Below are 24,436 nucleotides of genomic sequence, written 5' to 3' on the forward strand. Positions count from 1 at the left end.
ACAAAAAAGCACCACAAGACCAATGTGGCTTGATGCAAAGGTACATCAGAAAAACAATATTTCAGAAGAAAGAGACATGAAAGTAATCATTATCAATGGTCCAAATCTTAACTTACTTGGTACTCGTGAGCCAGGGATATATGGTACAGAGACCATGGAATCATATCTGACAACACTAAGGAAACGTTATCCAAGTGTAGAAATTGAATACTATCAAAGCAATGTCGAGGGGGAACTCATCAATAAAATGCAGGAGGTTGGTTTCTCTTATGATGGCATTATACTAAATGCTGGGGCTTATACTCATACAAGTATTGCTTTACTTGACTGTATCCGAGCCCTCCAGATACCTGTTATTGAGGTACACATAAGCAATGTAAACAATCGAGAAGAGTTCCGCCGACACTCCATAATAGGTCCAGGATGCAAGGGAACTATACAAGGATTTGGACTGGACAGTTACCGATTGGCTATCGAAGCACTCTTGACTCTTAACCCATAGAGCTTATTCCCTAAAAGGAAACAACACGATATGACTACTCTCAACACGTACACTCCACTCGAAGAAGAAGCTGGGGCAGATGAATATCTTGCAGCACATATAGATCCAGAAGGTGACTATCTGTACCGACTTTACCGTGCTACGAACATTCATACGATACATGGACGCATGGCAAGTGGGCATCTTCAGGGTCGACTTCTGAAGATGTTAGTACACATGATACGCCCAAAGAACATTCTGGAGGTTGGAACTTTCAGTGGCTACTCTGCCATTTGCATGGCTGAAGGCTTGGAGGAAGGTGGGAAACTATACACCTTTGAGATCAATGATGAGATGGAAGACTTCACACGTCCGTGGATAGAAGGATCGCCAGTAGCCGACAAAATAGACTTCAGAATTGGTGATGCTGCCGAAGAAGCACCTAAGCTGGGTATTCTGTTTGATATGGCTTTCGTAGACGGAGACAAACGGACATACGCTGAAATGTATGAGAAACTGTTGCCTATCATACGTCCTGGTGGATATATTCTTGCTGATAACACGCTTTGGGACTGGCATGTTATTGACCCAACATACGATCATGACCATCAAACTATTGGTATCCGACGATTCAATGACCTTATTGCAAAGGACAAACGGGTAGAGAAAGTTATCCTTCCTCTACGTGATGGACTTACATTAATACGCAAGAAACCTGGTGCTTTTACAGATTCTAACGAATATAAAAAGAGGTAATTTGCAACACATCAGCATATCACTGTCAATGCTTATTACTATTTAAAGTTTGCTGAATAATCAAACTTTCAGTACCTTTGCAGTAAATATAAGATAAATAACAACGATGCAAGAAACAAGACAACACCGTATATCACGACTCCTACAGAAAGAGTTGGCAAGTATATTCCAGACACAAACACGCCTTATGCATGGTGTTCTGGTCAGTGTGACAAACGTAAAAGTTAGCCCAGATCTCAGTATCTGTACGGCTTACCTTAGTATCTTCCCCTCAGAAAAGGGTGAGGAACTGCTAAAGAATATCAATGCAAACGAAAAGACAATACGTTATGAACTGGGACAACGCATACGTAATCAAGTACGTATCATCCCAGAACTGCGCTTCTTCATTGACGACTCACTCGACTATTTAGAGCATATTGATGAGCTTCTGAAGAAGTAATAACTCTCTTATCATCGTATAACCAGCTGAAATGAACTTCCCTTTTTTCATTGCCCGACGCTATCTCTTCTCAAAGAAGAGTACACATGCCATTAATGTTATTAGTCTGATCTCTGTCCTCGGAGTGGCTGTAGCAACAATGGCATTGGTCGTTGTATTGAGTGGATTCAATGGGTTCTCTGATCTTGTTGCGTCCTTCTTCACTAACTTCGACCCACAACTGAAGATTGAAGCAGCAAAAGGGAAAGCTATGAAGGCTAACGATCCTTTATTAATTAAGGTGAAACATCTGCCGGAAATAGAAGTAGCTACAGAGTGTATAGAGGACCAAGCACTGGCGGTTTATCACGATAAACAAGCTATGGTGACCGTAAAAGGTGTACAAGAGAACTTCGATTCACTGACACATATCAGTAATATCCTTTATGGAGATGGGGACTTCACACTACAAGTAGCCAATCTACAGTATGGCATTCTGGGTATCCGACTGGCACAAGACCTTGGAACTGGAGTGACATGGCCTGATTATTTACAGATATATGCACCACAAAGAGAGGGACAATATGACGCTTCTGATCCAACAAATGCTTTCGTAAAAGACTCATTAGTGTCGCCGGGTGCATTATTCCAAGTAAAGCAAATGAAGTATGATAAAGGCTATATCATAACGTCATTAGCTTTCGCTCGCCATATATTCAACCGACAGGGGGAGATTACTTCGCTTGAGTTACGTATGAAACCTGGCGTGGATATCGACAATACAAAGAAGGAAATACAAAACCTATTGGGCGATAAATATAAGGTGTTAGACCGATACGAACAACAAGCTGACACGTTTAATATCATGCGCATTGAGAAGCTTTTTGCTTATATCTTCTTGACGTTTATTCTCATGGTTGCCTGCTTCAACATCATAGGATCACTCTCTATGCTCATCATCGACAAGAAGAACGATGTGATAACTCTGCGCAATCTCGGTGCTACCGATGGACAAATACGTCGTATCTTCCTATTCGAAGGTAGAATGATATCAGTTGCCGGAGCTATAATAGGTATTGCTCTCGGACTTCTACTCTGCTGGCTACAGCAGGCATATGGACTTGTTCAACTTGGAGATCAGGCTGGGAACTTCGTTGTCAATGCTTATCCTATCAGCGTTCATCCAGAAGATATTATAGTAATCTTCGTCACTGTCATTCTTGTTGGTTGGCTCTCCGTATGGTATCCCGTACGTTATATGAGCCGCAAGTTCACGAAGGAGTAGGACATCTCTCGCCTATTGACTAACAACTATAAACCTAAACAATATGACTGAAAACCTAAACGACAAAATAATCATCTATCAAAGTGAAGATGGTAAGACCCAACTTGATGTAAAGTTGGAAGGAGAGACCGTGTGGCTTACACAGGCACAGATGGTTGAACTCTTTCAATCCAGTAAAGCAACGATTAGCGAGCATATAAAACACATCATAGAAGATGATGAGCTCGATGCTAACTCAACTGTTCGGAAATTCCGAACAGTTCAACAAGAGGGCAAACGGCAAGTTTCTCGTATAGTCGCTTATTACAATCTTGATATGATAATATCCGTGGGATATCGTGTAAATACAAAGCGTGGTATCCGTTTCCGTCAATGGGCAAACTCTGTTCTTAAGCAATATCTTGTCAAAGGCTATGCTATCAACGAGAACATTCGCAAACATCAGATTGCAGAACTGCGCCAACTCATACAAGTATTAGGCAGAGCCATTCAGCAACAACCTGCAAAGACGACGGACGAAAGCAATGCGCTCTTTGATGTTGTAGTAGACTATACCTACGCACTCGACACACTCGATAACTATGATTACCAGCGACTCCATATTGCTAAGACAACGAAAGAAGAACCCTTCCATGCCACATACGAGAATGCTATGCACGAGATAGATGTTCTTCGACAGAAGTTTGGTGGTTCTGCACTCTTTGGTAATGAGAAGGATGAGTCCTTCAAAAGCTCTATCGGACAAATCTATCAAACCTTTGATGGCACGGAACTATATCCGAGTGTGGAGGAGAAAGCGGCTATGCTTCTCTATCTTGTCACTAAGAACCACTCTTTCAGTGATGGTAACAAACGCATTGCAGCCACCCTCTTCCTATGGTTTATGAACAACAATGCCATCCTCTATCATCCCGATGGCACCAAACGAATTGCTGACAACACACTCGTTGCCCTCACCCTAATGATAGCTGAGAGTAAAACAGAAGAAAAGGATATAATGGTAAAGGTAGTGGTGAATCTTATCAACCAAGCCAATTAGTAAATACAGTAAGAGAAATACAGCACAAAGCAAAGCTATAATATAGAGTCTATTATATGCTTTTTCACCCTAAACTAATAAAATTATAGTATAGAAACGGGTTGTTGAAGAAAGTTTTTTATATATTTGCAACAGAGAACAAAAGTACAAGCCAATGAGTTGACAAGAACGTTCCAATTACTAATTATAACACAAAAGAGAAACAATGAAAAAGACTATTACAATCGCACTACTCGCTGTAGCAGTAATAGGTGCAACATTTGTTTTATCATCATGCAGTAACAAAAAAGATGATGACTGGATTATTGAACGCAGGCCAGATCCTGTAACAATTGACCTTTCAAAGGTATTTACTAATGGCATGCCTAAAGAGGTGGATAGTATGACTATCCAAACAGATGACAGAGGATTGGTTACAGGCATTAAGACTAAGGATGAAACGGTATCTTTCAAATACAATAACACAAAAACACGTGCTATTGTAATCCCAAATGTCTTCATGAAAGTAGAACGTAATGGAGATACAACGGTCTACATAATGTTCCTGGGCAAAAATGGATTTGTTAGAGGATGCATGAAAGAACAAAAAGAAAACACAAAGGAAGATACATGGTATTTCACTTATAACGATAATGACCAGCTGACCAATATAACCCATTCAGCAGATATAAACAAAATCTTTACATTGACTTATAAAGATGGCAACATCTCTGAAATAGAGACAAAAACTATCCTCTCTCCAGCAACGACAAAACAAAAAGACACTTGCAAAGTTGCTTATACGTCAACAGCCACTCCTACTCCTATAGTGAACAAGGGCAACATTATGCTTTTTAATACAACGTTTGGAATTGACATGGGTGCAATAAGATACGCCTACTATGCAGGATTACTTGGAAAAGCAACAAAGAACTTGCCTGTACAGCTTATTGATAAGAACGGCAACAAAAACAACTTTACGTGGACTGTCAATAGTAATGGTTTCCCAACAGCAATGACAAGTGGTAGCCATCAATACAAGTTCGGGTGGTAAAAAACGAGTTCTGTATCATTACATATAATTATCATCACCCTTCTATATAGTACACTCGGAAAGTAATTCTATAGGGGGTACTTTCAAGCCATAGCTCTCAGACCATACACCACACTGGTCTGAGAGCTTTTCTTTTGCTTTCTACTCCCCAAACTCATATCTTTACCCACGCAAAAAAGTATAAATACACAGATTACTACATAGCTTATCCTTGCAAAGCGGACAACGAACCAGTATCTTTGCAGCAGGTATCACGAATGATTTTCATGAAAAGAAAATCATCAACATTGGCTCACGTTATCGCAAGATGTTTAAAAAGGCATAAGCAGAAGGCAGTAAACATATCGAGGGAAATGGCACATTACCATTGTAAATTAGATTAAGCCCGGCGATAATTCAATAGCATAGAAACACAAAAAAGCCATTCCCAACCCTTTACAGAGTTTAGGAATGGCTTTTATTTATTGATTAGTCCTCAGACTGTTTTTATCCAATCCACTTCACATAAGCGAAGTCCTGACGGTGTGGCAATAAGTCGTTCTTCGGGAACATACGTACAGCCCACTTGTAAGCACCAGCCTCACTAGCTTCAAAAGTAGCCTCGAAGGTGTAGTTATTACCTTCGGTTTTCACCAGCTTGAACGGTATTACCTTGTGAATGTTAACATCATCAATTGGAGCATTGTTCAAGAAAACAAGCTCAAGACCGATAGCATTGTTCAGTCCTTGTTCGTCAATCGTGTAGCTAACTTTCACCTTATGGCCTGTTGACAAATCTTGTAGAGCATCCTCATTCTTTGATACTACATAGATACTGTCCCAACGTTCAGCAACAGATTCTTTCCAAGCAGCAATCTCCTTGGCAAGTTTATTGTCATTAGCCTCGAGCTTATGAGAACGCTTAGCCTGACTCTCATAGAACTTGTCATAGTAGTCATCAAGCTGACGCTTCATTGTATAGTGAGGAGCGATAGTTGCAATAGAGTTCTTTACAACCTTCACCCAGTCTTCTGAGTAGCCCTTCTTCTTATCCTTATTGAAATAAAGTGGAGCTATTTCATTCTCAAGCAGACTATAGATTGTTGCCGCATCAAGCTGATCCTGATAGCCCTGGTTCTGATAGGTACGCTTCTCTGGCAATGCCCAGCCAGCACCCTCGCGATAACCTTCAACCCACCAGCCGTCGAGAACTGAGAGGTTAACAACACCGTTCATCTCTGCTTTCTCACCAGATGTACCACTTGCCTCGAGTGGACGAGTTGGTGTATTCATCCAGATATCAACACCAGAAACGAGACGACGAGCCAACTGCATATCGTAATCCTCAAGGAAGATAATCTTACCGAGGAACTGAGGCATACGTGAAATCTCAAAGATACGCTTGATAAGTCCTTGACCTGCGCCATCAGCTGGGTGAGCTTTACCAGAGAAGAAGAAAAGAACAGGACGCTCTGGGTTGTTAACAATCTTCTCCAAACGATCAAGATCAGTAAAGAGAAGGTGTGCACGCTTATAGGTAGCAAAGCGACGACAGAATCCAATCATCAAGGCGTTAGGGTTGATCTTCTCAAGAATTGATACCACTTTAGCTGGGTCACCTTGGTTGCGGAGCCACTGCTTGGTGAATTTATCACGGATATACTTGATTAGCTTCTGCTTCAATGCCATACGTGTCTCCCAGATTTCAGCATCTGGAACATTGTAGATAGCATGCCATAATTGCTCATTGCTCTGGTCGCTCATGAAGCTCTTATCGAAGTATTTATCGTAAACCTTACGCCATTCTGTAGCTGTCCATGTTGGGAGGTGTACACCATTGGTTACATAACCTACAGTATTCTCCTCTGGGAAATAACCCTTCCACAATGGAGCAAACATCTGCTGACTTACCCAACCATGAAGCTTTGACACACCATTGATATCCTGACAGGTGTTACAAGCAAAGGTACTCATACAGAAACGTTCGCTGTGATCGTCTGGATTGGTACGACCCATACCGATAAACTCATCCCAAGAGATACCGAGTTTAGCAGGATAATCACCCATATACTTGCCGAAGAGCTCTTCGTCGAAGTAGTCGTGACCTGCTGGTACTGGAGTGTGAACGGTATAAAGTGATGAAGCACGTACAAGCTCCATAGCCTGATTAAATGTCAGGCCTCCGTCAATGTAATCGCAAAGACGCTGAAGATTACAAAGTGCTGCGTGACCTTCATTGCAGTGGTAGATATCTTTCTTGATACCAAGTTTCTGCAAAGTAAGGATACCACCGATACCAAGCAGAATCTCTTGTTTCAGTCGGTTTTCCCAATCACCACCATAGAGAGAGTGAGTGATAGGACGGTCAAACTCTGAGTTCATATCGTTATCTGTATCGAGTAGATAGAGTTTGATGCGACCAACATTCACACGCCATACAAGTGCATGTACCTGATAGTTACGATAAGGTACGTCAACAACAACCTGATTGCCGTTCTCATCAAGCTCGCGCTCAATAGGAAGAGAATTAAAGTTCTGGGCATCATATTTTGCAATCTGCTGTCCATCCATAGAAAGACTCTGTGTAAAATAGCCATAACGATAGAGGAAACCAACAGCACAAAGATCTACGTTTGAGTCGGAAGCTTCCTTGATATAGTCGCCTGCCAAGATACCAAGACCTCCAGAATAAATCTTTAGAGCCTGATTCAGACCAAACTCCATACAGAAGTAGGCAACAGAAGCACGCTTCTTATTAGGCTTAACAGCCATATAAGCACGGAACTTCTTATAGACGTCATTCACCTGTTTCATCAGTTTCTTGTCCTTTACGATAGCTTCTTTGCGATCATAGCTGAGACGCTCCAGCAATAGGACAGGATTATGACCAACCTCCTCATAAAGCTCTTCATCAAGAGCCTTAAACATATTACGAGCTTCGTAATTCCAAGCCCACCACATATTATGGGCAAGTTCGTCAAGACAAGCCAGTTCTTTTGGCAATGTTGACTTTACGTTAACCTCTTTCCACTGAGGTTCGTTGGAATAATCTGATTTAATTTTCATAACTTATTTAGTTTGACTGTTATTTGTTTATCGTAATAAAAAGTAATTCCTTAAAGTGTGCGTGACGCTGCCTTATGCAATGCTATGTCGTATGACTGCTCGTAGTATTTGATGAACTTACTCCAAAGAGCTTTCTTTGAGAGCTTCACGGCATGTGAGCGACACTTATCCACAGATGCTTTCGGAAGAGCAGCATACCTTATTATTGTATCCTTGATACCATCAGAAACGTCTGAATAATTATAATCTGTACGGTGTAACACCTGTACGCCGTCTTCGATATCACTGTCTTTACCTTTCTCATCATTGGCCCATAAACCGAAGCCAGCAAGGTCTGTTGTGATGCAAGGAACCTTAAAGGCTATAGCTTCTAATGGTGTATATCCCCATGGCTCATAGTAAGAAGGATAGACACAGAGGTCGTTCCCTATAACAAGGTCATAATAACTCATATTCAAGACACCATCGTCTCCTGTCAGATAACATGGGATAAAGATGAGTTTTACCTTATCGTCCTTGGCATTATTCATTCCCAATGAGCGCATCATACTCAACACATTGTCATTATCCATGTTATGAAGCCAATGGGTAAGCATAGGCATTTCCAAAGGAGAATCAAAATGTTTACCACTTGCAATACGCTCTGCAAGATCTTGACGTGGACCGGCTAACCAACCAGGAACCTCGATGAAGGCAACAACTTGCTTGTTCAGCCTATCATCAAAGCGTAATCGGTTTATTGCTTCAATAAAGACATCTATACCTTTATTGCGGAATTCATAACGCCCACTGGTAGATATAATCAGCGCATCATCCGCAACATCTGATCCAGTCAGCGCATTGGCAACACTTAACAGTTTCTTTCTGGCAGCAGAACGCTTCGCTGTAAACTTTGCTCCTTTGGGTACAAAATCGTCTTCAAAACCATTCGGAAGAATAACATCAACGGACTTATCCAAAAGCTCTTGGCACTCCTTAGCTGTTATATCACTCACCGTCGTAAAGCAATCAACGTGATGTGCAGTCTGCTTTTCTATGGAATGTTTACTCTCCATATTCAACTCTCTTGCCATCTGGTCACCGTTGTATGCCCAAAGATACTCATACAAGGGTTTATTATTGCCCGCTATGCTACGCCCAATACATGTCGCATGGGTAGTAAAGATAGATGCAATCTGGGGGAGACGACGCTGAAGTTCCAATACTGCAAAACCTGTCTGCCACTCATTAGCATGAAAAACAACCTTATCTTCCTCTGATAAATAAAACTTATAGAAGCTTTCTACAACCAAGGCTGTTGCATAAGAAAACATCGCAGAGTCGTCATAATCACCGTAAGCATGGAGACTGTCCACCTGATAATATTCCCATAGCTTACCATATATATCATCCTTCTGCTGGAAGTAGGATTGGAAATCAACAAGAATGGCAATTGGTTCACCAGGAATTGTCCAGCGACCCACCTTTATCTTCAAACCCTCTGCTGCTGCAGTATGTTGCCACACAGAGAACAGAGACTTGTCTTCTCTGAAATAAGGAGAAGAGGTATCATCCCAACAATCAGGGCCAATGAAAATAATATGGTCTTTTATCCTGTCCTGTAATGTCTTAGCTCTTGTGGAAAGTACGGTGTAAATACCACCAACTTTATTACATACTTCCCAACTGGTCTCAAAAATATAATCCGGAAACAACATCCTTAGCTTTATAATAATCTGATATATATATCAATTGCAAAGGTAATACAAAAACTATAAAACAAGAATATTAAACTTTATATTTTTAGGTACATCTAACAAATAATTGATTAAAAACATTAACTTTGCAAATACCAAACATTTACATGGATATGAAAAAGAGAATAATATTATCAATCTTTGCACTTGCCATTTTCTTAGCGCAGGGATATGCACGGACAACAATACACAGTGATAAGAATACACTCCAAGGAGGTGTGAAGACTACTCAAAAGGGGGATTCTGTATTTAAGGCCCACATAACAAATGACGAATTCCAGGTATGGATGGATATAGATTTCTATAATAACAATATCATCGTACCACGACAAGAGATATTTGGGAAAGTTCCAGGATACTTTGGGGCAATACGTGACACCCGTAAATGGATAGTATCTGACGCTACAATCAAAGGTAACAAAGCCATTCTCACCATCATCAACGACTACGGTAGCGAGGACCTTAAGGCAGAACTACGCTATAACAACGATGGCACTTACACTTTGACTCGCCTCGATGGTAGTACAATGAAGATTGTTGTTAATAACAAATGGGTGAAGATTCCCAAAGAGATTGTCTTTAAACGTAAACCATAGTCTGCTCTCCTCTCAATCAAAGAAGAGTTTTTAAACTCATAAGAGGGTGTGTTCAAAGCCTATGAACACACCCTCTTATGATATGTAAACCCCTAATTAAGTTATAATTTCAGTTGCCGTCACTTTTAACACTTCGTGTAATGGGTTTATATTCAGGAGATTAAAAGCTGAATAGAAGTGACAGGAATGACAGCAAAAAACGGAAATGGTATGCAATCGGCTTTTGTCTTTAATAGGAAAGAATAGACCGTTTTTATGGTTCTTCCGTTAAATGCGTAGACGCCTATCATGCAATGCATATAGCCTTAATGTGAAGTATTCCTCATTTCTGAATCCATATATCTGTCTTTTCAGAACCTTTATTTTATTGTTAATGCCTTCAATTGTTCCATTTGTTATATAATGGTCATACCATGCTAAAATGTATGTCTTGTATGCTCTAATAGTTGAAGCCATTTTCACCAATGGCTGTATTTTAGATTCTATAGCTTGCTTTACCCATTCATCCAACACAGCTTTAGCTTTTTGCTTACTACACTGATTCCATATTTCCTTAAGATCTTCTTTGAGATAATAGGCAATCATCAGCGGACGGTTTAGGCTCAAGGCATTCTCCAGTCTATTTCTGTGTGCATAATCAAAAATATCATTTCCATTTCTGAGTATTATGACTTCCACATACGGGACAACATAGTTTTTCCTTTGGAGTTTGGATTTCTAAAACTAAGTTATTATCTTCGTAGCGCGAATTCTGAGGTCTTGTTGGAAGACGCCTAAGGGGTTTTGCATTATGCTGGTATCCATGTTCTTGAAGTTTGATCACTACAAAGATACATAATACCAGCTTTTTTTTATATAACTTATGAGATATATCTATCCATTTAACGGAAGACCCAAAAAATATCGTTATCCAAAATACCATTATATCACAAATAAACATTATTTTTGCACCAAAAACAAAGCGTATGGACACAAAAAACAAACAAACACTGTGGCAATTAGTTAAGCGATGCTTCAATATAATGCCCGATAGAGTCTCTGAAGACAACATAATAGCACAGATAACCGAAGGTGTAAACTTCAAGGGAGCACCCTTATGGATACTTATTCTTGCTATCTTCGTCGCTTCCTTAGGACTCAATGTCAATTCAACAGCTGTCGTTATCGGTGCTATGCTCATCTCGCCACTGATGGGACCAATCATCGGAATTGGATTAGCGATTGGAACAGCCGACCTGAATTTGTTCAGGAAAGCTATCATCAACTACCTCATTACCACCATTCTCAGCGTTGTTACAGCTACCGTTTACTTTTTACTTTCGCCTATCACAGAAGCACAATCAGAAATTCTTGCACGCACATCGCCCACACTTTACGATGTGTTGATAGCACTCTGTGGCGGTGCAGCCGGTATTTTGGCAGTAGCTACAAAAGGCAAAAACAACGTGATACCGGGTGTTGCGATTGCTACTGCCCTAATGCCACCACTCTGTACGGCGGGCTACGGACTTGCAATGGGCAACACATCTTACTTCTTGGGTGCCTTTTATCTTTACTTCATCAATACTGTTTTCATCGCTTTCACCACCTGCGTGGGCGTTCGTTTAATGCACTTCCATCGTAAAAAGATGGTCAATCAGGAGAAGTTGAAGCGTGTAAACTTCTATATTGCAAGTATTGTTATCATCACAATGATACCTGCTGGCTACATGACATGGCAAATTATTAAGCAGAGTGTCATCGAAAATAACGTAGAAAACTTCCTGCGCAACGAAATAAAAGACAATGGAACTTACATTCTTTCGCACACTTTCGACAAAGAAAACAAAACGTTGGATGTTATTACAATAGGCAATTCTATTTCTAATAGCGACGTTAAGAAGGCACAGGAAGCCCTGTCCGACTATCAGTTAGCCGACTATCGACTTCGCATTATACAAGGTGCTAATGCTGATAGTCTTATGGCTATGCAGCAAAAGAAGCGCGGTTTGGTAGCAGTAGGAGAAGAAACGTCTTCCGATTTGAAGGAACAAGTGTACCAAAACGATGCCTTACAGAAGCAGTTAGCGGCTTATACACGTTATCCAGAGTTGGCTAAAGAGATGAAACAAGAGCTGAAAGCCATTTGTCCGGAAGCTAAAAGTATAGCTCTTTCGCACACTTCTGAAGTCTTTGTAGATACTGCTCTAACTAGAAAATACGTGCTTGCGGTGGTTAAAACCAGCAAAACACTTCCTGCAAACGACAAGCAACAGCTTTACAAATGGCTTAAGGTGCGCATAAAAACCGATCATCTTCAGTTGGTGGTATTGCCACAATAGGTTGCTACAGAAGCATAACGAGAGCTTCGAAACAACTTTTTTTTACCCCCTTACACCCCTTGCGTAAAGATGCAAGGGGTTGTTTTTGATTTATTATCTCCCAAATATTGAAATCTTAGCGTTTCTATATTGTTAAACAAGTTTACCCCTTCGTCTTCCCCCCTTATCGCTCTACCATAACGTCACATCATTTCTTTCATTTACCGCTAATTTCCTTTTCTTTGTCGTAATAACAGCTTTTTTTATATAACTTATGAGATATATCTATCCATTTAACGGAAGAACCAAAGAATTTATCAAAAAGATAACCAAGAAAGTTTTTGCAAGGCAAAAAGAAAAGGTGTCATTGATAAGCTCAAAAGACATATTGATGTTAAGTATAAAGTAATTCAATAGATGAAAACATTATTTGTAACTATTATGTGCTTATGTTTCAACGTATCATATGCACAGAAACCTGATACTACAAAAACTTCGATTCAGGCCAAAGAACTTGATGAAATAGTTGTCAAGGCATCTTACCTTACCCGAGAGGATGATCATATTCTTGCTATTCCTACAAAAGAGCAGCGTAAACATGCTGTAACTGGTTATGACCTGTTGAATAATCTCATGATCCCAGGAGTGTCCGTTGAACGTTCGACAGGAAGTGTAACAACTCCATCCGGGGCTGCAACTCTCTACATTGATGGACGTAAAGTAGATTTCCGAGAGGTACAGTCATTGAGACCGAAGGATATTGCTCGTGTGGATTTTTTTGATGTGCCGACCGGTAAATATGCCAAAGACGCATACGCTATAAATATTGTAATGAAGCCACTCAACAATGGTGGCTACACACAACTCGATGCGTTTCAGGGTATAGGATATCTTAATGGTGATTATAATCTTGTTTCAAAATTTGTCACAGGAACCAAAAGTCTGAATATTTGGGCGGGATATTCATTGGAAAATCCCAAATCATCAATGAACGAGAATGAGGTTTTTAATTTCCCAGATTATCAGTTGAATAGACAACAGTTTTATAATAATGCCGGGAATAGGCATACGGAAGAATATGTGCAGGCATCAATAAGCAACCGAGGGAAAAAATATATTTGGATGTTTCGAGGTGGTATGGCATGGAATGACATAAGAAACAACGTTAATAATGGAATGACGGACTATTGGCAAACAAAAGCATCAGTCAAGGATGGTAGTATTTTGAATATTAACAGTAGAAACAAATCTTATCGTCCAAGTGTTTATTTCTACGGACTGCACACTTTTTCCGATACAAAGTCATTGGATTATGTATTTGATGGATATTATTCTCGGAACGACTACAACCGTTTTTATAATGAGGATGATAAGTCATTTCATTCACTTGTCAAAGAAGATTATTGTTACGTCAAAGCGAATGCTAACTATTCAATGGCATTCAGTCATAGGAACAAATTGGCTTTCAGCTTATTCGAGTTCATGAGAATTAGTGATTCGGAATACACGGGGACTTCGACATATAATCAAAATTTGCATTCTTCGGAAACAATCCTTTTTGCAGACTATTCCCAGCGTTTAGGAAGATTTTTCTTTGATATCAACCCTGGATTATCTTTTCTTACATATCGTTTAAAGGGGATGGAGTCTATCAATCACCTTACGCCAAGACTTCAGACAAGAGCAGTATATAAGATAGATAAAGTACAGCAACTTCAATTTACATTTGCTTTGGGAAATACTTATCCGAGGATTAATACTATTAACAATGTCGAACAACAGATTGATCCTATCATTATTCTTAAAGGTAACCCGGATATGGACAACTCAATTCTTTTGAACCCACGATTAAGTCATACAGTGAATCTTAATAAATTCGCTTTACAAACAGGAGTGTCATACTTCTACCAAAATCATTCAATAATTTCGGATTACTACATACGGGACGGACACCTCATCAGCACTTTTAGAGATGATTGTATCTATCATCGCCCCAGTGCAGATATATCTATGACCTATAAACCTTCCAGTTCACTCAATATGAAATTATCCGGTCAATGGATTGAACATTTGGTGCGGGGAGGGACTGAAAATCGTAGCTTGTCCTCAATCTCAGGATCTGCTATGGTAAACTACTATATCCAGGATTTTTCTTTCAGTGTATCTTTGGCGACACCGTCCCAGGATTTAATAGACAGTCAGATTCGCAGAAAGACTTTCTGGCAGTACCAACTGTCGGCAATGTGGAAACATGGGAATTGGGCTATCGAAGCTAATGCAAACAACTTATTCATGATGAAGAATAATATAGTGGATGAATTGTCAGCACCATATTATTCCTTCAAACAAATAAATCAAAGTCGCAGTTACAACCAGTATGCAACATTAAAAATTGTTTATAGTTTTGATTACGGCAAGAAGACACCCCAAACACCTGATTATGAACATAAAAATAGCGAAAGTGCAATCTTAAAATAAATTACAATAAAAAAAGAAACAGGAATAGAATTACGCTCTGAGAAAGTTCGCAATCTATTAGGCGAAGTTCCACCTGCATTAGTTCGATGGGGGACGGTAATAATCATTGCCATATTCTTGATACTATTATTAGTGGTATATTTCATGCCTTAGCCTAATTCTAAAGGGGACAGTATTCTACAACATATTTATTGGACAGTACCAAAAAACTGTTGTCATAGTGGCTCACCGACTAAGTACTGTAAAGAATGCTGACCAGATCATAGTACTTGATAAGGGGAAAGTGGTAGAAACAGGCAACCATGAAGTACTTACGCAGAAGCGAGGTGCATACTATAACCTCGTTAAAAATCAGTTGGAATTAGGGAATTAATAGAAAAACAGATACAATATGACAGATGACAAGATAGAGCTTCGCAGTGAGAAAGTAAGGACAATCATCGGTGAAATACCTTCACGGGTCGTTCGCTATGGTATAATAGTTATCACTATTGTTATATCAGGTTTACTGGCTGCTGCATATTTCATTCCCTATCCTGAGACCATTGATGCCAAGATTATGATAAAAAATGAGACGCAGGGGACTATCGCTATTCCATACAAATACATAAACACAGTAAGAAAAGGGATGACTGTCAGCATAGAACTAGAAGGGTTTGATAGGCAAAGATATGGAATGACTAAGGGGTCTATCGTCTCTATACGTAGAAGACCTAAACGGACTACGGAGGGTAATGTGTTTATCGGGGAAGTCAGAATTAATGATAGCAAATATAAAATAATTAGTGGAATGACTGGCTCTGCCTACATTCTCGCAGACAATGGCAGTGTACTGCAACAGATTATGGGGCACACAATAAGCTGCCTGTAAATGTATTCTTCATAAGGCAAGCTGTCCTTTATATCAGAAAAGAAATAAAGATAGAAAGTAAGCAGTAGACGCTCCTGATGTGTTAGAGCCCCCGCACCATTGGTGCTACAGCTCAACACCATTAGAGTTAATAGTCAGCACCACCTGTGCTGAAGGTAGACCTTTAATATAAAGTGTAGGCATAATTTTATAATAGAGTGTAAACATGAAGATTGCCTATTATTAAAAGAAAATAAAACAGAACTGTATCTGACTCATATTAACTGTTTATGTCACAACAAGACCTTAAAACTCGAAAGACACTAAAATTGTATATCTGTGTATCCCTCAATTCACTGAACTGCATTGAAGAAATGAAGTAGATTATAATTTCCTGTCACTTCTGTCACTTTCCCCCATGCTACAATACATTGATAACAAATCGTTTATACAAAGTGTTAAAAGTGACAGCAACTAAAAACAAAAACTATGTTAGGGTTTTAGAGTAATAATAAACCATATAATATCAAAAACTGTGTCCGAGGAAATATGTATCTTTCCTCATGATTCTTGGCGTTCTTTACATTGAAACAAAGAAAACAAAAAGACTGAACCCCCTCAATAGGGATTCAGCCTTAAATAATATCTAACAAATTTACCAAGCAGGAACTATAGATTTGATAAACGAAGTATCAAATTGTTCCAAGGTATCTTTTTTCCTTTTATATATAAGTTTCTCGTTACATTTTTTTAAGCTGCCTAGACAAAAGGTATTACTATCTAATGATAGTACTAAATCTCTAGTACAATTATTATTTAAATCTTTTAGATATAAAGAATCCTTGTGAACCTTATATCGTAAATAAATAACAGTATCTGTCAGGCAATCAAATATGGCTGTAGAATCTTTATAAAAAGACAAATTTATGTATTCAATCGGTTTAACATCTTTACTAACTAGTTCCCAGCATCCTGTTATTGCTTGAGGATCAATTTCTGTCTTCGATTTACAAGAAAAAAACAGGAACAAGGATAATGTTAAAGAAATTAAGATATAAAATTTAATCCGAAACATGCCCAAGATAAGCTTTTCCATCTTTGAAATTTAATTTATTAATATTCAATTGATCAATATCTTTTTGTGTTACCTTTCGTTTTGCAGGATTTAACGTACCTCCTTTTGAACCAGGCTTGCTCTTATTGGTTTCATTAGCCAGGTTGGGAGTAGTAGCATTCGTAATATCAATGCATATCAATCTGTATTGTTTGTTTAATAATAACATTTACTTTTTTATGATGGTATTCTCCAGGTGTCCAATTTTGAACTTTTTCTAAGGCTTCAAGTACGGCTTTATCAAAACAACTTAAATCCTTATCCTCTTTATTAAAAATTCTAGCACCAACCAATCTTCCTTTTTTGTTAATAACATATTGTACTACAATATTTGTTTGAATGTTATTGTCAATTTGGTTGCTATATTGAAAATTAGCTGAGAAATCATGTAAGAAAGCAGTGTATCCACCCCTATAACTTGGCATCTTATCTGTAAAAGAACAAACTTCAAGATTTGTTCTTTTGTCGTATTTAACGTTTGGGCCAGAGGATAATAATATAGAGGAATTACACGAAAGTAACATAAATACTAGAGGAAAATATTTAAAAAAGTTATTTCTTTTGTACTGGATACCCAGGCCACTGATCTTGATCCCAATAATTAGTAAAATATTTCGAGTATAATTCTTCATTTTGGTTATTTGTTAACTTGTTGTTGTATTTATAAATTCCATATCCCTGTTTCCGAAGTTCTATCTCTTTTAACATCAAGTTCAGTTGCCCTTTTGTCAAAGCATTCTGTGACGTTGATGTCTTACCATCAATAGTTATCATAGGATAGTTCATAACATTATTTCCAATATTTGATGCTGTTGAAGGAGTGGAAATATAAGAATTAGGTCCAACTCTTAATAATTTCGTATCAGCAGTTTGTGTTCGTTCAAACGGATGAGCCAATCTCAATGTATGTAAAAGCTCATGAGAAACGTCTGTAGCAACAATTGCATAATCTTTTAATGCACCATTCTTATCATTGACATTTACCTGTGAACTCATATATGTCGTAGAACCAGCAATAATAGAAGACTCGTCGCTCGTTAACACTAAAGACTGAACAATATCTTTATTATTAGTGTAAAACTTAATAACTCCCGACATTCGTCCATCAGAAGCATCTGAAATCATTCTGTTGAATTCGCTCGAGATGGTAGTCTTGTAATTTTCCATCTGAGCGGCACTAAAATCTCCGTTAAATGATAAATTTAAAGAAACAGTTATAACAATATTTCCATTCTTGTCTGTCGTTTGTGTCCATTCTCTACCATCTACATCTATAAATTTCACGGGATTATTCAATGTATAGACATATCCACCAGTAGTTGTATACTTCTCCGCCAACGGGTCTACACCATACCAAATACTTGCCATAGGATTCATGTACCTTGCACCATAATAGTACAGACCTGTCTCGTCATCAAACTGTTTACCATTGAACTTGTACGGTAAGTCTTCAGATGAAGGATGCTCATCAACTAAGAGTTTAGAGGGTAAGAATAGTGTTTGTGGTGAAGTTAGAACATAAATATGAGAGACACCTGTCCCTACTGTGACTCTCCATCACAGCACAAAAAAGATCTATATCTCCTGCACCACAACACCTCCTCCACCGTAAGACCTAATGTCCGCAGACTCCTATGTCATGTGTTATTTTAAGGCAAATATACAACTTTATTTTGTAAATGTATCCGTACAAAGAAGAAAAGCAGTAATAGCTATACAATGCCCTTTGATAGAATCTAAATACAAAGCTGATGTTTTTCATTTTAGTTTGTACCTGCACCTGTTCATAGGATCAAAGCATAAAGATGGAGTACCTTTAACTTTCCTGTCACTCCCGTCACCATTTTTCATATTACAATGCACTGATAACAAATCGTTTATACAAAGTGTTAAAAGTGACAGCAAATGAAAAACAAAAAGATCCAATAGTAGAGTAAATATAAAGACTGCAAGTTGGTTGGATGTGTTAGATAGTTGTATGTGTTGGATATTTGGATATTTGGATGTGTTGGATATTTGGATGTGTTGGTCATGATCGGGTTAGGGATAAGGCTAAGGCAAGGATTTGCAGGTAGGGATTACGGGTAGGATATAAGCCGGATGACCGGAGTCATCCAAAGATAAAACAAAAAAAGAGAGCCTCGAAGATTTCTCTTCAAAGCTCTCTCTATAAAAGAAGGCGGCTACCTACTCTCCCGCATTGCATTGCAGTACCATCGGCGCAAACGGGCTTAACTTCTCTGTTCGGAATGGGAAGAGGTGGGACCCCGCCGCAATAACCACCTGATAATTCTTTTCAAGTTGACCATTAAAAATCAACCGTATAAGGTGACCTATTTCCACAAGCAAAAAAGAATGAAGAGCAACACAGCTCAAAGTGTGAGTCACCAGTCCTGCCCGCTCCTTACAGAAAGCGGGCAGGACCGAAGAAAGTTTCGGGCAATTAGTAGTGCTCGGCTTTGACGTCACCGTCTTTACACCTGCACCCTATCAACGTCATCGTCTATGACGACCCTTATGAGGAGTTCTCATCTCGCGGATGGCTTCGCACTTAGATGCTTTCAGCGCTTATCCAGTCCAGACTCAGATACCCAGCGGTGCACCTGGCGGCACAACTGGTAAACCGGAGGTCTGTCCATCACGGTCCTCTCGTACTAGTGACGGCACCACTCAAAACTCCAACGCCCACGATAGATAGAGACCGAACTGTCTCACGACGTTCTGAACCCAGCTCGCGTGCCACTTTAATGGGCGAACAGCCCAACCCTTGGGACCTTCTCCAGCCCCAGGATGTGACGAGCCGACATCGAGGTGCCAAACCACCCCGTCGATATGAGCTCTTGGGGGGGATCAGCCTGTTATCCCCGGAGTACCTTTTATCCTTTGAGCGACGGAGTTTCCATACACATCCGCCGGATCACTATGCCCCAGTTTCCTGCCTGCTCGGGATGTCTCCCTCCCAGTCAAGCGCCCTTATGCCATTGCACTCTGTAAGGCCGGTTACCAATCGGCCCGAGGGCACCTTTGGAAGCCTCCGTTACGCTTTTGGAGGCGACCACCCCAGTCAAACTACCCACCAAGCAGTGTCCGCACCTCAGGCGCGTTAGACCTCAGACAGCCAAAGGGCCGTATTTCAAGGATGGCTCCACGAATGCTGGCGCACCCGCTTCGAAGCCTCCGGCCTATCCTACACATCGGATGACCAAGGTCAATGCTAAGCTGTAGTAAAGGTTCACGGGGTCTTTTCGTCCCATCGCGGGTAATCGGCATCTTCACCGATACTACAATTTCACTGAGATCATGGTTGAGACAGCGTCCGGATCATTACACCATTCGTGCAGGTCGGAACTTACCCGACAAGGAATTTCGCTACCTTAGGACCGTTATAGTTACGGCCGCCGTTTACTGGGGCTTCAATTCAATGCTTCCCATTACTGGTGACATCTCCTCTTAACCTTCCAGCACCGGGCAGGTGTCAGGCTGTATACGTCATCTTTCGAGTTTGCACAGCCCTGTGTTTTTGTTAAACAGTTGCCTGGACCTATTCTCTGCGCCTCATTATACATGAGGACCCCTTATCCCGAAGTTACGGGGTCAATTTGCCTAGTTCCTTAACCATGAATCTCTCAACGCCTTAGTATATTCTACCCGACCACGTGTGTCCGTTTGCGGTACGGGTCGCATAAACATTAAGTTTAGCGGATTTTCTCGGAAGTATGATTACCTGCACTCAAGTCGTCCCGAAGGACAACCTGTACTTTCATCCTTCAGCTCGGATGGTGGATTTGCCTGCCATCCTCATAGCCTACAGACTTAAACGCCCTATTCCGTCAGGGCGCGGCAGTGTCACTGCTCCGTCTCCACATCACTGAATATGCGAGTTGCGGAATATTAACCGCATCTGCCATCGCCTTCGCCGTTCGGCTGAGACTTAGGACCCGACTAACCCCGGGCTGATTGGCATCGCCCGGGAAACCTCGGTCTTTCGGCGAAAGGGAATCTCACCCTTTTTATCGTTACTTATACCTACATTTGCTTTTCCATAAACTCCAGGATCAGTTACCTTCACCATTCAACGTCGATGGAATGCTCCCCTACCGATACTTTTAATTTACATTGCTATCCCGCGCCTTCGGTATCTGACTTATACCCGATTATTATCCATGCCCGGACCCTCGACTAGTGAGCTGTTACGCACTCTTTGAATGAATGGCTGCTTCCAAGCCAACATCCTAGCTGTCACGGGGACCAGACTTCGTTAGACTAACTTAGACAGAATTTCGGGACCTTAGACGGCGGTCTGGATTCTTCTCCTCTCGGGGACGGACCTTAGCACCCGCCCCCTTACTGCACATCTGCTATCCATAAGCATTCGGAGTTCGTCAGGTCTCGATAGGCGGTGAAGCCCTCTTGACCTATCGGTCGCTCTACCTCTCATGGAGATCGATGCACGCGGCACCTAAATGCCTTTCGGGGAGTACGAGCTATCTCCAAGTTTGATTGGCCTTTCACTCCTACACTCACCTCATCGGGAAGCTTTTCAACGCTTATCCGTGCGGTCCTCCATCCGGTGTTACCCGGACTTCAACCTGGGCAAGTGTAGATCACTTGGTTTCGCGTCTACCCCATCTGACTCGACGCCCTGTTCAGGCTCGCTTTCACTGCGGATACGTGACTAATGGCACTTATCCTTGCCAGACATGGTAACTCGTAGGTTCATTATGCAAAAGGCACGCCGTCACTGAATTAACAGCTCCGACCGCTTGTAGGCGCATGGTTTCAGGAACTATTTCACTCTCCTCATCGGAGTGCTTTTCACCTTTCCCTCACGGTACTCGTTCACTATCGGTCTCACGGGAGTATTTAGCCTTACCGGATGGTCCCGGCGGATTCGCGCAGAATTACACGTGTTCCGCGTTACTCAGGATACCACTACGTCTCATCATGCTTCGGATACGGGATTATCACCCTCTATGATTATACTTTCCAGTATATTCGCCTCACAATCAAAGTACGACAGCGTGGTCCTACAACCCCTGCGGCGCATTGCTACGTCACAGGTTTGGGCTCTTCCCCGTTCGCTCGCCACTACTAGGGGAATCATTAAATTATTTTCTCTTCCTGGAGGTACTAAGATGTTTCAGTTCCCTCCGTTCGCCTCACTGCATTAGCAGTGATGACAGGCCTTCAGCCTGCCGGGTTGTCCCATTCGGAAATCCCTGGATCAAAGGTTATTTGCACCTACCCAAGGCTTATCGCAGCTTATCACGTCCTTCATCGCCTCCGTGAGCCAAGGCATCCGCCATGCGCCCTTTCTTACTTTCTTCGCCTTCTCTGTAATTCCTTACAAAGAATGTAGCTCATACTTTCAGCTGTTGTGTGATTCTAATTTAAAGAAGTAAAACCTCTTTTAGAATACTGGTCTAAAAAAAAGACCAGCTCTACATTACAGTCTTGCTTGTGTCAATATGTCAAAGATCGGATAAAGGAAAAATCGAAAATGAATAAGGAAATACCTTAAAACTAACGATCACCTTTAATGGTGGAGTAAGAGGACTTGAACCTCTTCCATGTGAGCCTTAAACTCATGCTCCTACATTATATAATACAGAGTCAGTGCAGTACAAGAAGAAAAACGAACCAAGGTTCTTTTTCAAGTCTTGATATTACCGTCAAATTACAAACTGGTATACTTAAGAAATCATCTCAAGATACTCGTCATTATTCAACAGATAAACATCCTCTCCAGAAAGGAGGTGTTCCAGCCGCACCTTCCGGTACGGCTACCTTGTTACGACTTAGCCCCAATCACCAGTTTTGCCCTAGGCCGATCCTTGCGGTCACGGACTTCAGGCACCCCCGGCTTTCATGGCTTGACGGGCGGTGTGTACAAGGCCCGGGAACGTATTCACCGCGCCATGGCTGATGCGCGATTACTAGCGAATCCAGCTTCGTGGGGTCGGGTTGCAGACCCCAGTCCGAACTGGGACCGGCTTTCAAGATTGGATGCAATTTACATTACACCGTCCCTCTGTACCGGCCATTGTAACACGTGTGTAGCCCCGGACGTAAGGGCCGTGCTGATTTGACGTCATCCCCACCTTCCTCACACCTTACGGTGGCAGTATCTCCAGAGTGCCCAGCTTAACCTGATGGCAACTAAAGACAGGGGTTGCGCTCGTTATGGCACTTAAGCCGACACCTCACGGCACGAGCTGACGACAACCATGCAGCACCTTCACAGAGACCCCGAAGGGCGTCATTATCTCTAAATCCTTCCTCTGCAATTCAAGCCCGGGTAAGGTTCCTCGCGTATCATCGAATTAAACCACATGTTCCTCCGCTTGTGCGGGCCCCCGTCAATTCCTTTGAGTTTCACCGTTGCCGGCGTACTCCCCAGGTGGGATGCTTAATGCTTTCGCTTAGCCGCTGATACCAGGTACCAACAGCGGGCATCCATCGTTTACTGTGCGGACTACCAGGGTATCTAATCCTGTTCGATACCCGCACCTTCGAGCTTCAGCGTCAGTTGCGCTCCCGTCAGCTGCCTTCGCAATCGGAGTTCTTCGTCATATCTAAGCATTTCACCGCTACACGACGAATTCCGCCAACGTTGTGCGTACTCAAGGAAACCAGTATGCGCTGCAAGTCAGACGTTGAGCGTCTACATTTCACAACACACTTAATCTCCAGCCTACGCTCCCTTTAAACCCAATAAATCCGGATAACGCCCGGACCTTCCGTATTACCGCGGCTGCTGGCACGGAATTAGCCGGTCCTTATTCGTATGGTACCTGCAAACAATCACACGTGACTGACTTTATCCCCATACAAAAGCAGTTTACAACCCATAGGGCCGTCATCCTGCACGCTACTTGGCTGGTTCAGGCTCTCGCCCATTGACCAATATTCCTCACTGCTGCCTCCCGTAGGAGTTTGGACCGTGTCTCAGTTCCAATGTGGGGGACCTTCCTCTCAGAACCCCTACTGATCGTTGCCTTGGTGGGCCGTTACCCCGCCAACAAGCTAATCAGACGCATCCCCATCCATAACCGATAAATCTTTACTTCACATCTGATGCCGTCAGTGAAGACCATAAGGTATTAGTCTGCCTTTCGGCAGGTTATCCCTTAGTCATGGGAAGGTTGGATACGCGTTACTCACCCGTGCGCCGGTCGACGTCCAAAAAGTGCAAGCACTTAATGCCGTTTCCCCTCGACTTGCATGTGTTAAGCCTGTAGCTAGCGTTCATCCTGAGCCAGGATCAAACTCTCCATTGTAAAATATGGTTTGGTGATAAGT

The 24,436-nt window shown here is 41.3% G+C and carries 15 protein-coding genes, 3 rRNA genes and 2 pseudogenes; 11 read left to right on the plus strand and 9 right to left on the minus strand.

Translation table 11 applies throughout. From position 1 onward, the window contains the following. Positions 1-76: 76 nt before the first annotated feature. From aroQ to ACZ48L_RS05645, 6 genes are all read left to right on the plus strand, one after another. Complete coding sequence (gene aroQ / locus ACZ48L_RS05620; protein ID WP_025792860.1) at positions 77-502, plus strand: type II 3-dehydroquinate dehydratase; 426 nt, start codon at positions 77-79, stop codon at positions 500-502. A gap of 30 nt (positions 503-532) precedes the next feature. Next, positions 533-1,237: an O-methyltransferase gene (locus ACZ48L_RS05625; RefSeq protein ID WP_008824146.1), complete on the plus strand. Its 705-nt coding sequence runs from the start codon at positions 533-535 to the stop codon at positions 1,235-1,237. A 106-nt stretch (positions 1,238-1,343) separates the two neighbouring features. Continuing rightward, the gene (rbfA, locus tag ACZ48L_RS05630) at positions 1,344-1,679 is read left to right on the plus strand and encodes a 30S ribosome-binding factor RbfA (RefSeq protein ID WP_008824145.1); all 336 of its coding nucleotides are present in this window, start codon (positions 1,344-1,346) and stop codon (positions 1,677-1,679) included. Between the two features lie 31 nt (positions 1,680-1,710). Beyond that, positions 1,711-2,943 (plus strand): FtsX-like permease family protein, encoded by a 1,233-nt coding sequence (locus ACZ48L_RS05635; protein ID WP_025792862.1) that lies wholly within the window; start codon positions 1,711-1,713, stop codon positions 2,941-2,943. Between the two features lie 43 nt (positions 2,944-2,986). Continuing rightward, the gene (gene rhuM / locus ACZ48L_RS05640) at positions 2,987-3,982 is read left to right on the plus strand and encodes a virulence protein RhuM/Fic/DOC family protein (protein WP_025792863.1); all 996 of its coding nucleotides are present in this window, start codon (positions 2,987-2,989) and stop codon (positions 3,980-3,982) included. A 205-nt stretch (positions 3,983-4,187) separates the two neighbouring features. Next, positions 4,188-5,015 carry a DUF4595 domain-containing protein gene (locus tag ACZ48L_RS05645; RefSeq protein WP_025792864.1) on the plus strand — a complete coding sequence of 276 codons (828 nt, stop codon included), beginning with the start codon at positions 4,188-4,190 and terminating at the stop codon, positions 5,013-5,015. 486 nt (positions 5,016-5,501) lie between these two features. On the opposite strand, the gene glgP is transcribed toward ACZ48L_RS05645, so the two are convergent. Both glgP and ACZ48L_RS05655 read right to left on the minus strand, forming a co-directional pair. Next, positions 5,502-8,060 carry an alpha-glucan family phosphorylase gene (glgP, locus tag ACZ48L_RS05650; protein WP_025792866.1) on the minus strand — a complete coding sequence of 853 codons (2,559 nt, stop codon included), beginning with the start codon at positions 8,058-8,060 and terminating at the stop codon, positions 5,502-5,504. A 50-nt stretch (positions 8,061-8,110) separates the two neighbouring features. Next, positions 8,111-9,757 carry a glycogen/starch synthase gene (locus ACZ48L_RS05655; protein WP_025792868.1) on the minus strand — a complete coding sequence of 549 codons (1,647 nt, stop codon included), beginning with the start codon at positions 9,755-9,757 and terminating at the stop codon, positions 8,111-8,113. Between the two features lie 152 nt (positions 9,758-9,909). Between ACZ48L_RS05655 and ACZ48L_RS05660 the strand changes: the two genes are divergently transcribed. Further along, entirely contained in the window at positions 9,910-10,392 is a 483-nt protein-coding gene (locus tag ACZ48L_RS05660; RefSeq protein WP_025792870.1) for a hypothetical protein, read from the plus strand. Positions 10,393-10,659: 267 nt separating this feature from the next. Here ACZ48L_RS05660 and ACZ48L_RS05665 read toward each other — a convergent pair. After that, positions 10,660-11,058, minus strand: a pseudogene (locus ACZ48L_RS05665) (ISL3 family transposase); the annotation flags it as partial. Positions 11,059-11,357: 299 nt separating this feature from the next. On the opposite strand from ACZ48L_RS05665, the gene ACZ48L_RS05670 reads away from it, so the two are divergent. The 4 genes from ACZ48L_RS05670 to ACZ48L_RS05685 all read left to right on the plus strand — a co-directional run bounded on the left by ACZ48L_RS05670 (position 11,358) and on the right by ACZ48L_RS05685 (position 16,041). Continuing rightward, the gene (locus ACZ48L_RS05670) at positions 11,358-12,713 is read left to right on the plus strand and encodes a TIGR00341 family protein (RefSeq protein ID WP_025792873.1); all 1,356 of its coding nucleotides are present in this window, start codon (positions 11,358-11,360) and stop codon (positions 12,711-12,713) included. Positions 12,714-13,109: 396 nt separating this feature from the next. Further along, a complete protein-coding gene (locus ACZ48L_RS05675) occupies positions 13,110-15,170 on the plus strand; it encodes a TonB-dependent receptor (RefSeq protein ID WP_025792874.1) in 2,061 nt (686 codons plus the stop codon). 220 nt (positions 15,171-15,390) lie between these two features. Continuing rightward, positions 15,391-15,543: a hypothetical protein gene (locus ACZ48L_RS05680; protein WP_155815720.1), complete on the plus strand. Its 153-nt coding sequence runs from the start codon at positions 15,391-15,393 to the stop codon at positions 15,541-15,543. An 18-nt stretch (positions 15,544-15,561) separates the two neighbouring features. Further along, the gene (locus ACZ48L_RS05685; RefSeq protein WP_464721962.1) at positions 15,562-16,041 is read left to right on the plus strand and encodes an HlyD family secretion protein; all 480 of its coding nucleotides are present in this window, start codon (positions 15,562-15,564) and stop codon (positions 16,039-16,041) included. 634 nt (positions 16,042-16,675) lie between these two features. On the opposite strand, the gene ACZ48L_RS05690 is transcribed toward ACZ48L_RS05685, so the two are convergent. The 6 genes and pseudogenes from ACZ48L_RS05690 to ACZ48L_RS05715 form a co-directional block, all read right to left on the minus strand. Beyond that, entirely contained in the window at positions 16,676-17,116 is a 441-nt protein-coding gene (locus ACZ48L_RS05690) for a hypothetical protein (RefSeq protein ID WP_159102222.1), read from the minus strand. Positions 17,117-17,262: 146 nt separating this feature from the next. Further along, the gene (locus ACZ48L_RS05695; RefSeq protein WP_044114022.1) at positions 17,263-17,559 is read right to left on the minus strand and encodes an energy transducer TonB; all 297 of its coding nucleotides are present in this window, start codon (positions 17,557-17,559) and stop codon (positions 17,263-17,265) included. A 127-nt stretch (positions 17,560-17,686) separates the two neighbouring features. Then, a pseudogene (locus tag ACZ48L_RS05700) lies at positions 17,687-18,628 on the minus strand (RHS repeat-associated core domain-containing protein); the annotation flags it as partial. Between the two features lie 680 nt (positions 18,629-19,308). Continuing rightward, a 5S ribosomal RNA gene (gene rrf, locus ACZ48L_RS05705) occupies positions 19,309-19,421 on the minus strand. 137 nt (positions 19,422-19,558) lie between these two features. Further along, positions 19,559-22,460, minus strand: a 23S ribosomal RNA gene (locus ACZ48L_RS05710). A 423-nt stretch (positions 22,461-22,883) separates the two neighbouring features. Continuing rightward, a 16S ribosomal RNA gene (locus ACZ48L_RS05715) occupies positions 22,884-24,414 on the minus strand. The 16S, 23S and 5S rRNA genes sit together here, the layout of an rRNA operon. Between the last annotated feature and the right edge of the window lie 22 nt (positions 24,415-24,436).

This window comes from Prevotella histicola, assembly GCF_055385135.1.

What these genes read in the sequence shown, in the direction of transcription:
- aroQ (WP_025792860.1), top strand. Translation starts at nt 77, where the DNA reads ATGAAAGTAATCATTATCAATGGTCCAAATCTTAACTTACTTGGTACT.
- ACZ48L_RS05625 (WP_008824146.1), top strand. Translation starts at nt 533, where the DNA reads ATGACTACTCTCAACACGTACACTCCACTCGAAGAAGAAGCTGGGGCA.
- rbfA (WP_008824145.1), top strand. Translation starts at nt 1,344, where the DNA reads ATGCAAGAAACAAGACAACACCGTATATCACGACTCCTACAGAAAGAG.
- ACZ48L_RS05635 (WP_025792862.1), top strand. Translation starts at nt 1,711, where the DNA reads ATGAACTTCCCTTTTTTCATTGCCCGACGCTATCTCTTCTCAAAGAAG.
- rhuM (WP_025792863.1), top strand. Translation starts at nt 2,987, where the DNA reads ATGACTGAAAACCTAAACGACAAAATAATCATCTATCAAAGTGAAGAT.
- ACZ48L_RS05645 (WP_025792864.1), top strand. Translation starts at nt 4,188, where the DNA reads ATGAAAAAGACTATTACAATCGCACTACTCGCTGTAGCAGTAATAGGT.
- glgP (WP_025792866.1), bottom strand. Translation starts at nt 8,060, where the DNA reads ATGAAAATTAAATCAGATTATTCCAACGAACCTCAGTGGAAAGAGGTT.
- ACZ48L_RS05655 (WP_025792868.1), bottom strand. Translation starts at nt 9,757, where the DNA reads ATGTTGTTTCCGGATTATATTTTTGAGACCAGTTGGGAAGTATGTAAT.
- ACZ48L_RS05660 (WP_025792870.1), top strand. Translation starts at nt 9,910, where the DNA reads ATGAAAAAGAGAATAATATTATCAATCTTTGCACTTGCCATTTTCTTA.
- ACZ48L_RS05670 (WP_025792873.1), top strand. Translation starts at nt 11,358, where the DNA reads ATGGACACAAAAAACAAACAAACACTGTGGCAATTAGTTAAGCGATGC.
- ACZ48L_RS05675 (WP_025792874.1), top strand. Translation starts at nt 13,110, where the DNA reads ATGAAAACATTATTTGTAACTATTATGTGCTTATGTTTCAACGTATCA.
- ACZ48L_RS05685 (WP_464721962.1), top strand. Translation starts at nt 15,562, where the DNA reads ATGACAGATGACAAGATAGAGCTTCGCAGTGAGAAAGTAAGGACAATC.
- ACZ48L_RS05690 (WP_159102222.1), bottom strand. Translation starts at nt 17,116, where the DNA reads ATGGAAAAGCTTATCTTGGGCATGTTTCGGATTAAATTTTATATCTTA.
- ACZ48L_RS05695 (WP_044114022.1), bottom strand. Translation starts at nt 17,559, where the DNA reads ATGCCAAGTTATAGGGGTGGATACACTGCTTTCTTACATGATTTCTCA.